This is a genomic window from Bradyrhizobium sp. Leo170 (assembly GCF_004296405.1).
In the GTDB taxonomy this organism is placed as follows: Bacteria; Pseudomonadota; Alphaproteobacteria; order Rhizobiales; family Xanthobacteraceae; genus Bradyrhizobium.
In genome coordinates this window covers 1-9,145 of sequence record NZ_PSRR01000348.1, presented here as the reverse complement: position 1 = coordinate 9,145, position 9,145 = coordinate 1, and the positions used below count along the sequence as shown (strand labels likewise).

Sequence of the window (9,145 nt, the reverse complement as noted above, 5' to 3'; positions counted from 1 at the left end):
CGCGAGCCCGGAATCCATCGGGCCGCATGCGTAAGTGGAGAAATGGATTCCGGGTTCGCGCTGACGCGCGCCCCGGAATGACGGCGTGGGCTCACTCCGCCTTCGCGTGCACCCGCGACGGCATGATCCGGAATGCGCGATTCTCCTTCAGCCATGCCGCGCGCTCGTCGCGCAATAGCGTGCGGCGGACCTTGCCGGAATCGTCGCGCACCTGCGCGTCCACGATTTCAAAGCTCTCCGGATGCTTGTAGCGGCTCAGCCGGTCGGCGAGGAAATCGCCCATGCCGTCGGCGATCGCCTGCGCGTCGACCGCCGGATCGCACTCGAGGATCGCATGGATGCGCTGGCCGAATTCGGGATCGGGCAGGCCGACCACGACGCAGGAGCGCACATCGGGATGCGCGCACACCGCGGCCTCGACTTCCGCCGGATAGATGTTGGCGCCGCCGCGCAGGATCATGTCGGCGAGCCGGTCGCCGAGATAGAGATAGCCATCTTCATCGAGCCGGCCGATATCGCCGAGCGACTCCCAGCCGTCGGCGCGGCGTTTCGGCTCGGCGCCGAGATAGTGATAGGTGGTGCCGGCGCCATCATTGGGCAGGAAATAGATCTCGCCGGTCTCGCCTGGAGCTGCGTCATTGCCGTCCTCACCGATGATGCGCAGGCGCGCAGTCTCGCCGATCTTGCCGACCGAGCCCTTGTGCGCGAGCCATTCGACTCCGGAGATGATGCAGGAGCCCTGCCGCTCGGTGCCGCCATACAGCTCCCAGATCCGCTCCGGTCCCAGCCACTCGATCCATTTCTCCTTCAACCATGGCGGCATCGGCGCCGCCATGTGGAACACGACCTGCAGGCTGGAGAGATCGTAGCGGTTGCGCACCTCGTCCGGCAGCGACCAGATCCGGTGCATCATGGTGGGCACAAAATTGATCCATTGCACCCGCTCGGTCTCGATCTGGCGCAGCGTCTCCTCGGCATCGAATTTAGTCAGGCCGGTGAGCCGTCCGCCGCCGAACAAGGCAAAATGCGAAACGATGAATGGCGCGTTGTGATACAGCGGCCCCGGGTTGAGCAGGGAGGCGCCAAGCGGGATGCCGAGCGGCGGCGCCATGGTGGTATCGACCACGGCGGGCAGATGATCGAGGATCACTTTCGGCCGCCCGGTCGAGCCGCCACTCGTCATTGCCTTCCAATAGCGCGAGATGGGCGCCGCGAGCGGCTCGTCGGAAAACCCTTCGGGCACGAAACCGGTCGGCAGCGAGTTCGGCGCATCCCAATCGGACTCGCCGCCCACCACCAGCGCGGGCTTGAGGATATCGAGCACCGCAGCTGCTTCGCCGCGCGGCAGTCGCCAGGACAGCGAGGTCGGCGTCGCGCCGCACTTCCATACCGCGAAGGTGGTCTCGAAGAATGCGTTGCTGTTGGGCAGCCCGATCGCGACGAAGTCGCCGGGCTTGACGCCCTTGGCCGCAAACGCCCGCGCGCGGGCATTGGCACCGCGCTCGAGTTGCTCCCAGGTCAGCGTATCCTGTCCATGACGAATGGCGATCGTGCCCGCGGGCTGGCGTTCAGCATACCAGCGCGGCACGTCGGCGATCGGGATCAACATAAAGGCGTTTCCATTTAGTGGGCTGCTCACAGCCGCTTTTGTGTCGTGGATGATGTGGCGCGGCGCACTTCATCAACAGGAGGCGAGGCGAGTCAAGCCGCGGCTGAGAGTCATTGCTTGACGATCGAATCGGAATCGTAGGGTGGGTAGAGCGAAGCGAAACCCACCATTCTCACCGCTTGCTCCGACGTTGATGGGTTTCGCTTCGCTCTACCCATCCTACGGGATATCGGGCCGTCACAGCGCTTGTCTTACATGAGCGGTTTGGTGGACTCGGGCCAGAAATCACCGGTCGGACCAGCCGGCCGCAGCTTCTGCATCTGCTGCGCGGTACAGGTCTTCTTCTGGATGGTCTCGGTGGTTTTATGCCCGTCCTTCAACCGGTCCCTGATATTAATCGGAAACCGGCATTTCGCCGCATGCGACTCGACATAGCCGATCAACTTGATTTCGGCCTGACCGTACTTGTCGATCAGCTTGCAGGCTTCGTCCGATGACGCGCGCCGGGCGGCGGCAGCCCTGATCCACCGACCCCGCTCCTCGACTTCTGCCCGCAGCGAACTAAATTCTTGCCTGCATTGGTCGGGGATTTCCTCTTGCGGAGCTACGGCGATGAGTGGCGCGCCGCCGGATGGGAACGGGCTCACGAAATTTGCCACGGGCGGGCTGCCATTCTCCGCCGGCTGGCCCGGCTGCGCTGCCTGGCCTGGCAGCGGCGCCGGAAACGCACTCTGCGCCCATGCATCATCTCCGATGAACGCAAGAATGGTAGCTGCCGTTAGCGGCGCAATCAGGCGGCGGAAGGTCAAGGCTCGTTCTCCGGCAGGATTGTGAGGACGTCCTAACGTTCGAGCAAAGCGTAGTTTCTCTTACGGTCTCTTCGCTCAGTTAACAATTGAATTCCGACGCAACGATGTCCTTCACGAGCGCGCAGCTGACGCTGCAGGACGCGATCCACCCTGTGGTTTGTGCGCGTAGATCTGTTCGATCTCCGCGGCAAAGCGATGCTCGAGTGCCGGGCGCTTGTTCTTTAGCGTCGGCGTCAACAGGCCGGCGGCAATGGTCCATGGCTCCAGCGTCCACCATACCGCGCGCGGTGTCGCATAGGCCGGATAGGCTTTGACGGCCTCGGCGATCCGTTTCACGAGGAATGCGGTTTCCGCCTCCGCGCCGCTGCCCGCGAGCCTGGCCTTCTCCCGCTCCCAGGCCTTCGCATTCAGCACCACGAGCGCCGCGAGAAAGGGCCGGTTCTCGCCGATCACCATGGCCTGCTCGAACAGGGGATCGGCGAGGATTGCGGTTTCGAGATCGACGGGCGCGATCTTCTCGCCGGTAGAAGTCACCAGGATGTCCTTGATGCGGCCGGTGATGCTGATGCGGCCGCCTTCGATGCGGGCCTGATCACCGGTATGCAGCCATCCGTCGGCTTGCTTGATCCGATGCGTCTCTTCCGGCCGGTGCCAATAGCCGAGCATCACGTTCGGCCCTCGCACCAGCAGCTCCTGATCCTCGCTGATCCTGACTTCGATACCGTCGAGCGGCCGGCCGACTGAGCGAGGATCGTTGTCGTCAGCGGTATTGACGGAGACGACCGGTGACGTCTCGGTCATGCCATAGCCCTGCAGGATGTCCAGTCCGAGCGCGAGGAACAGCCGGATCACGCGCTCGCCGATTGCCGCGCCGCCACTGACGGCGACGCGCAGTCGCCCGCCGAACTGAGCCAGCACCTTGTCGGCGACCAGGCGCTTGAGCAGCGGCCAGACCATCCGGTCGGACAGCGACAGCTTGCCGCCTTCCTGCCTCGCATCAAAGCGTCGTCCGCCGACGGCAACGGTCAGATCGAGCAATTCGCGTTCGAAGCGGCCGGCCGCCTCGCTGTGCTGCATGATCAGTGCATAGATGCGCTCATAGATCCGCGGCACGGAGATCAGCACCGTCGGCCGCACCTGCTTCAAGTCATCGGAGAGCTGCTGCACCGATCGCGCGTAGGCAACGCAGGCGCCGGCCGCGATCGGATAGTAGTAGCCGCCGGTGCGCTCGAAGGTGTGCGACAGTGGCAGGAAGGACAGGAAGACATCATTCGCGCTGGCGGCGATGCGCGCGTGGATCGCCTTGACGTTCGCCACGATGTTGCCGTGCGAGAGCATGACGCCCTTGGGTCGCCCGGTCGTACCGGAGGTGTAGACGATCGCGGCAAGATCGTCCGGCTGCAACGCCACGTCGTTTATGACGGCCTCTGCCGCCTGTCCGCGCTCCAGCCAGGATTTCAGCGCCATGAGGCGATGATCCGCCATTGCCGGGTCTTCGGTACCTTGCAGATCGACGCAGACGACGCGCTTGAGCGTGTCCGTCGGCGCGCCGGCGCTTGCGAGGATCCGCCAGCGGTCGATGGTGTCGACCAGCAATAGCGACGCCGCGGAATCCTTGAGGATGTAGACGATGCTTTCGGGATTATCGATCGCGTGCATCGGCACCGGCACGAGGCCTCGCGACAATGCGGCCTGGTCCATCGCGATATGCTCGATGCCATTGGGCATCAGGATGGCGACGCGCTCGCCGGCTGCGAACCCCTCGGCGGCGAGCGCACGCCGCCAGCGGTCGAACTGCAGATCGATCTGGTGCCAGGAATGGCTGACCCAGCGCCCGGCCGCCGCATCGAAATGCCGGTAGGCTTCCGTATCAGGCGTTGCCCGGACGCGCCAACGCAATAGCTCGGGCAGCGTACGGACCTGCGCAAGTGTGTCCAGTGCGCCAAGTTGCGGAATCGAATTGGCGCCGGACAGTTTCTCCATCTGCACATAGCCTCCCGACGACGTTAAGCATCAAACAAAACCATGGATTTGTCGCATGGGGACTACCTCAGATGTTTGAGCTAGCGCAAGAACGGGTATGTCGGCGCCGCTTGCGCGCCCGCAATGCCGGACTCACTCCTCCAGCGTGAATCCAACCCGCAGCGTGACCTGGTAATGGCGGACGGTGCCCTTCTCGATATGGCCCCGCGTCTGCACGACTTCGAACCATTTCATCTCGCGAATGGTCTTTGCGGCGCGGGCGATGGCGTTCTGGATCGCATCCTCGATGCTCTTCTCGGACGATCCGACGAGGTCCAGGATCTTATAGACGTGGTCCTTCTCGGTTGTCACAGGCATGGCAAACCTCCCTTGAAAGGCGCTTCCGGTTATTCGCGGCGCATCCGGATTGTTACTACGTCCGCGCAGGATCAGTCGGCGTCGGCGCCGCGTCCAGTCTGAACGAGCTTACGGCTATTGGAGTTCCGCTCGCCTCACCGCTTGCCCCACAAAATGAGCCGGTGCTCATGGCCCGACGCACGTTATGACTGTTCGAGGTTTCCCGAGCGCGCTATCATCCCCAGGTTGTCGGTGTCTCCGAGACGATAGGTTCGGATCGTCGCGCCCAGGGGGGAGCCTCATGAGATTGAGCGCTGCGGCCGTCGGCCTCTTGATCTGGTCCTGCCTTCCCGCCACCGCAGCGCAGACCGGCGCCGAGCTTTACGCGCAGCACTGCGCCCAGTGCCACGATGCCGGCGACCCGCAAAGCCGCATTCCCAACCGCGCCGCATTGCAGTCGATGGCGTTCGAGCATGTGCTCAGAGCGATCACGTCGGGGAGCATGGCTCCCATGGTCAAGGAGCGAACGGACGATGAGCGCAAAGCGATCGCCTCCTTCGTGACCGGGAAACAGGCTGGCGACGGCGCTCCCGCCGCCACGGCCGATGCAGCAGGGCACTGCGTGGAGGGCGCCCGCGGCTTTGACGGGGCGTTCGACCGGCCGCGATGGACCGGTTGGGGCGCGGATATCAACAACAGCCGGTTTCAGGCCGCCGAGATGGCGGGACTCAGGGCCGACCGGGTGCCACGGTTGCGCCTGAAATGGGCGTTCGGCTTTCCGGGCGTCTCCACTGCCAATGCCCAGCCGGCCGTGATCGGCGGCATGCTGTTTGTCGGCGGCACCGATAGCAAGGTGCGCGCGCTCGACGCCAGGAGCGGCTGCACATTCTGGACGCTGGCGACGGACGCGCCAGTACGCACCGCGATCAGCTTCGGTCCGCTCCCGGGGAAGAATGAGTTCGCGATTTTCTTCGGTGATGTCCGCGCCAACGCCTACGCCGTAAATGCAACAACGGGTGTACTGATCTGGAAGCAGAAGGTGGAAGACCATCCCGCCGCCCGGATTACCGGTACGCCCACTCTGTTTTCCGGCGTCCTCTACGTTCCGGTCTCCTCCATCGAGGAAGCGACGGGATCGCGGGCCTCGTACGAGTGCTGCACGTTTCGCGGCAGCGTGGTGGCCTTGGACGCGGCGACCGGCGGGCCGATCTGGAAGTCGTACACGATCCCGGAAACGCCAGCTCCGACGACCAAGAATGCCATGGGCGTGCAGCTTTACGGTCCGTCCGGCGCCTCGGTCTGGTCTGCGCCAACGATCGACGTGAAGCGCCAGGCGCTGTACGTCGCGACCAGCAACTCCTATTCAAACCCGCCGGCGGATACCAGCGACGCCATTCTTGCGTTCGACCTGAAGACCGGCCGGATGTTGTGGCATCGGCAGGCCACCCCCAAGGACAGCTATGTCGTCGCCTGCTTCGGCTATGATAAGACCAACTGTCCGGAAGATCCCGGTCCGGACCACGACTTCGGCCAGTCGCCAATCCTGGTGAGCTTGCCGGACGGGCGCCGCATGCTGGTCATCGGACAGAAGTCGGGAATAGTCCACGCCTTCGATCCCGACGACGAGGGCAAGATCCTCTGGCAAACGCGGGTCGGCAAGGGAGGACCGCTGGGCGGCAGCGAGTGGGGCTCAGCCGCGGATCAGCAGCGGATCTATGTCGCGAATTCCGACGTGCGGTTTCTCCGCGACGGCACAAGGCGTCTCGATCCGAACGCAGGCGGCGGTCTGTTCGGGCTGAATCTGGCTGATGGCAAGGTCGCGATGCAGGTGGCGCCGGTCTCCTGTGGTGAGCGCGAGCGATGCAGTCCAGCCCTCTCCGCGGCCGTTAGCGCAATTCCAGGTGTTGTCTTCTCCGGCGGTGTGAGCGGCTATCTGCGCGCCTATGCGACCGACGATGCGCGGCTGCTCTGGGAATTCGACACCGCGCGCGACTATGAGACGGTGAACGGCGTCCCGGCGCACGGCGGCGCCATTGATGGGCCCGGCCCGGTGATTGTGGACGGTATGCTCTATGTCAATTCGGGCTATGCGCAATGGAGCGGCATTCCCGGCAACGTGCTGCTCGCGTTCGAGGTGAGCCGGCCCTGATATGCGGATGCAGAAAACATCGCGCGCCGGCCAGAGATCGGGCGCGTTACGAACGTAACAGACTGACGATCCTGTGAAATCGAGCTGAAACTCCGCGCGACCAACATCCCCCTTCGTTGACCCCGGGCATGTGGAAAAGCGGAGACTGTAGGATGAGGGCAGAGACCAGCGCCAAGAATTTTTCCGTTGACCCCGCTAGCGCCGAAATCCCGACGCTTACCGTGGCGGAACTTGAAGCGGATACTCACGGTGTGTTCCGCACCTACCGCAAGGAATACCCAGTGGTGCTGCACGAGACTGGCGGATATTTCGTGCTGCGCTTCTCCGATGTTGACCGTCTGAGCAAGGATCCGCGCTTCCTCCCCAGCGGAACGAGCTTTCCCGAGATGCAGGGCTTCAGCAGTGGAACGATATTCGATGCATTCGACTATGGCATGCTGACGGCCGACGGCGATGTGCATCGGCGCCGCCGTGCGCCGTTCTCACGATTATTCGCTGCGCGCGCGATCAATGAGATGCGTCCAAGCATTCGCCGCGCGGCCTCGGACCTCATCGAGGAGTGGTACGGAGATGGCGAGGTCAATTTCTTCGATGAGTTCGCAGCCAAACTGCCCGCCCGCATCATTGCCGATCTTTTGGGACTCCCGCGCGACGACATCCCGGAGTTTATGCTGCTGGTCTATGTGGTGTCCAAGGTCTTCTTTCTCGGGCTGAGCTCGGACGAAGTCGTCGAGGTCGAAAAGGCAGGGCAGCGGCTACGCGAGTATGTCGATAAAGTCCTCGACGAACGTCGCCGCAGGCCGCGCGGGGATTTTCTGTCCGCGTTCCTGGCTGCCGCGACCGAAGCGGGTGAAATGTCCCCCGAGGAGATGCTTTACCAAATTTTCCAACTGATCGTCGGTGGCACCGATACCACCAGGGTCGCGATCGCAGTACAGGTCGCTCTTCTGCTTCAGCATCGCGAGCAATGGGAGCAGGTGTGTCGCGATCCGGATCTGGTTTCAGGCGCGGTCGCCGAAGCGATGCGCTTCGAGCCGAGCGTCGGGGGGACCGCAAGGGTCACGAGCGAGGATGTCGATGTTGGCGGGACTGTCATCCCGGCCGGCCAGCTTGTCACGTTATCGACCATGTCGGCCATGCGTGACGAGATGACCTACGATCGCCCTGATATCTTCGATATTCATCGCACCAACCAGCCACGGCTGCATCCGATCTTCGGCTATGGCGCGCATCGGTGCATCGGCGAGGCGATCGCCCGCGCCGAATTGGAGGAAAGCCTCAGCGCGATCGCTGCCCGCATACCGCAGCTCAACCTGGATGTGCCGCCGAAAATCAGCGGCCATTTCGGAATCCGCCGCGCCGACACCATGCGGCTCTCCTGGAAGCCGTAAAACGGTCGGGCAAAGGTCCGCGCTACAGACGCCGGCGCGACCGCAATTGACTGGATAACCGGCGGCTGCGGTCTGCCAATTCGTCCGTCTCGAGGTCGACGGCGGCGGAGGCCAGGCGATAGCTGCCGATCCTGCCGATGACGTCCGCGGCCGAGACCTGTGGCCGGGCTCCGTTGGAGTCGCGCGGGAGCGATGGGCTTCCGATCGTCCGCCTGGTCGCCGCGTCAACGCAGACTGCCTGGTAAGCCTCCCTCCGCGGCTTGAGGACGATCACACAGTCCCGGTTGGCCGAGTAGGACACGCGGAAGCTCAAGTAAGAGACGGTCATCGTCGGTCCTGTTCACGGGCAAAGTTCCGCCGTTCGCAGACGAGGACGCCTGCGGCCATTGCTTCGCGGGATTGGGAAGGGATTTACGTGTTGGTTTCGCTAGCCCGCAGCGCCAGGGCGTGCGAGCAGAGTGTGGGTCGGGTGCTCATGACCCGACACGTAACGCAAATCCTTGAAAAGTCGCTTCGAGATATCTCTAAAATTGGATGCAATGGCGAGATCGTTCGTCGGCCGGGGAGGCTCGCTAGGCTAACCGCGACCGACAAGATGGGCTGCAGAGCGCCAGGCGTGACGCGACAGCGCTTCGAGGCTTCGAACCGTTTCGACGCGAACGAGCGCCGCGTCGGCGGTCAGCGTTCCATTGGCAACCGCGCCCAGCGTCGCGCTGCGGTGGGTGCGCAGCATTTCGCCAAGTTGCGTCGCACAACGCTCAAGCTCGGGCATGGCCTCGTCAGTCGAAACCGCGCGCGGACCGGCCATGACGTCGGCGCCATGTGAGGCTGGCATGACCTGCGGCGATCCGGCGGCGCGGGGGCGCCG

General features: G+C 63.8%; 7 protein-coding genes and 1 pseudogene. 2 read left to right on the top strand and 6 right to left on the bottom strand.

Going from position 1 to position 9,145, the window contains the following annotated elements; translation table 11 throughout:
• Positions 1 to 91: 91 nt before the first annotated feature.
• The 4 genes from CWO89_RS36235 to CWO89_RS36220 form a co-directional block, all read right to left on the bottom strand.
• On the bottom strand, positions 92 to 1,609 hold the full coding sequence (locus CWO89_RS36235; RefSeq protein ID WP_130583195.1) for an AMP-binding protein: 1,518 nt from the start codon (positions 1,607 to 1,609) through the stop codon (positions 92 to 94).
• A gap of 251 nt (positions 1,610 to 1,860) precedes the next feature.
• Positions 1,861 to 2,418, bottom strand: a complete 558-nt coding sequence (locus tag CWO89_RS36230) for a hypothetical protein (RefSeq protein ID WP_130583194.1) — start codon at positions 2,416 to 2,418, stop codon at positions 1,861 to 1,863.
• A 111-nt stretch (positions 2,419 to 2,529) separates the two neighbouring features.
• Positions 2,530 to 4,401, bottom strand: coding sequence for an AMP-dependent synthetase/ligase (locus CWO89_RS36225; RefSeq protein WP_130583193.1), 1,872 nt, complete (start codon positions 4,399 to 4,401; stop codon positions 2,530 to 2,532).
• Positions 4,402 to 4,533: 132 nt separating this feature from the next.
• On the bottom strand, positions 4,534 to 4,758 hold the full coding sequence (locus CWO89_RS36220; protein WP_130583192.1) for a dodecin: 225 nt from the start codon (positions 4,756 to 4,758) through the stop codon (positions 4,534 to 4,536).
• A 280-nt stretch (positions 4,759 to 5,038) separates the two neighbouring features.
• Here CWO89_RS36220 and CWO89_RS36215 point away from each other — a divergent pair, with 280 nt between their 5' ends.
• Both CWO89_RS36215 and CWO89_RS36210 read left to right on the top strand, forming a co-directional pair.
• Positions 5,039 to 6,886, top strand: coding sequence for an outer membrane protein assembly factor BamB family protein (locus tag CWO89_RS36215; protein ID WP_130583191.1), 1,848 nt, complete (start codon positions 5,039 to 5,041; stop codon positions 6,884 to 6,886).
• 152 nt (positions 6,887 to 7,038) lie between these two features.
• The gene (locus CWO89_RS36210; RefSeq protein ID WP_130583190.1) at positions 7,039 to 8,277 is read left to right on the top strand and encodes a cytochrome P450; all 1,239 of its coding nucleotides are present in this window, start codon (positions 7,039 to 7,041) and stop codon (positions 8,275 to 8,277) included.
• A 22-nt stretch (positions 8,278 to 8,299) separates the two neighbouring features.
• Here the strand turns inward: CWO89_RS36210 and CWO89_RS36205 are convergent, their stop codons facing one another.
• Both CWO89_RS36205 and CWO89_RS36200 read right to left on the bottom strand, forming a co-directional pair.
• Complete coding sequence (locus CWO89_RS36205) at positions 8,300 to 8,605, bottom strand: hypothetical protein (RefSeq protein WP_130583189.1); 306 nt, start codon at positions 8,603 to 8,605, stop codon at positions 8,300 to 8,302.
• Between the two features lie 249 nt (positions 8,606 to 8,854).
• A pseudogene (locus CWO89_RS36200) lies at positions 8,855 to 9,145 on the bottom strand (Na/Pi cotransporter family protein); the annotation flags it as partial.

What these genes read in the sequence shown, in the direction of transcription:
- CWO89_RS36235 (WP_130583195.1), bottom strand. Translation starts at nt 1,609, where the DNA reads ATGTTGATCCCGATCGCCGACGTGCCGCGCTGGTATGCTGAACGCCAG.
- CWO89_RS36225 (WP_130583193.1), bottom strand. Translation starts at nt 4,401, where the DNA reads ATGGAGAAACTGTCCGGCGCCAATTCGATTCCGCAACTTGGCGCACTG.
- CWO89_RS36220 (WP_130583192.1), bottom strand. Translation starts at nt 4,758, where the DNA reads ATGCCTGTGACAACCGAGAAGGACCACGTCTATAAGATCCTGGACCTC.
- CWO89_RS36215 (WP_130583191.1), top strand. Translation starts at nt 5,039, where the DNA reads ATGAGATTGAGCGCTGCGGCCGTCGGCCTCTTGATCTGGTCCTGCCTT.
- CWO89_RS36210 (WP_130583190.1), top strand. Translation starts at nt 7,039, where the DNA reads ATGAGGGCAGAGACCAGCGCCAAGAATTTTTCCGTTGACCCCGCTAGC.
- CWO89_RS36205 (WP_130583189.1), bottom strand. Translation starts at nt 8,605, where the DNA reads ATGACCGTCTCTTACTTGAGCTTCCGCGTGTCCTACTCGGCCAACCGG.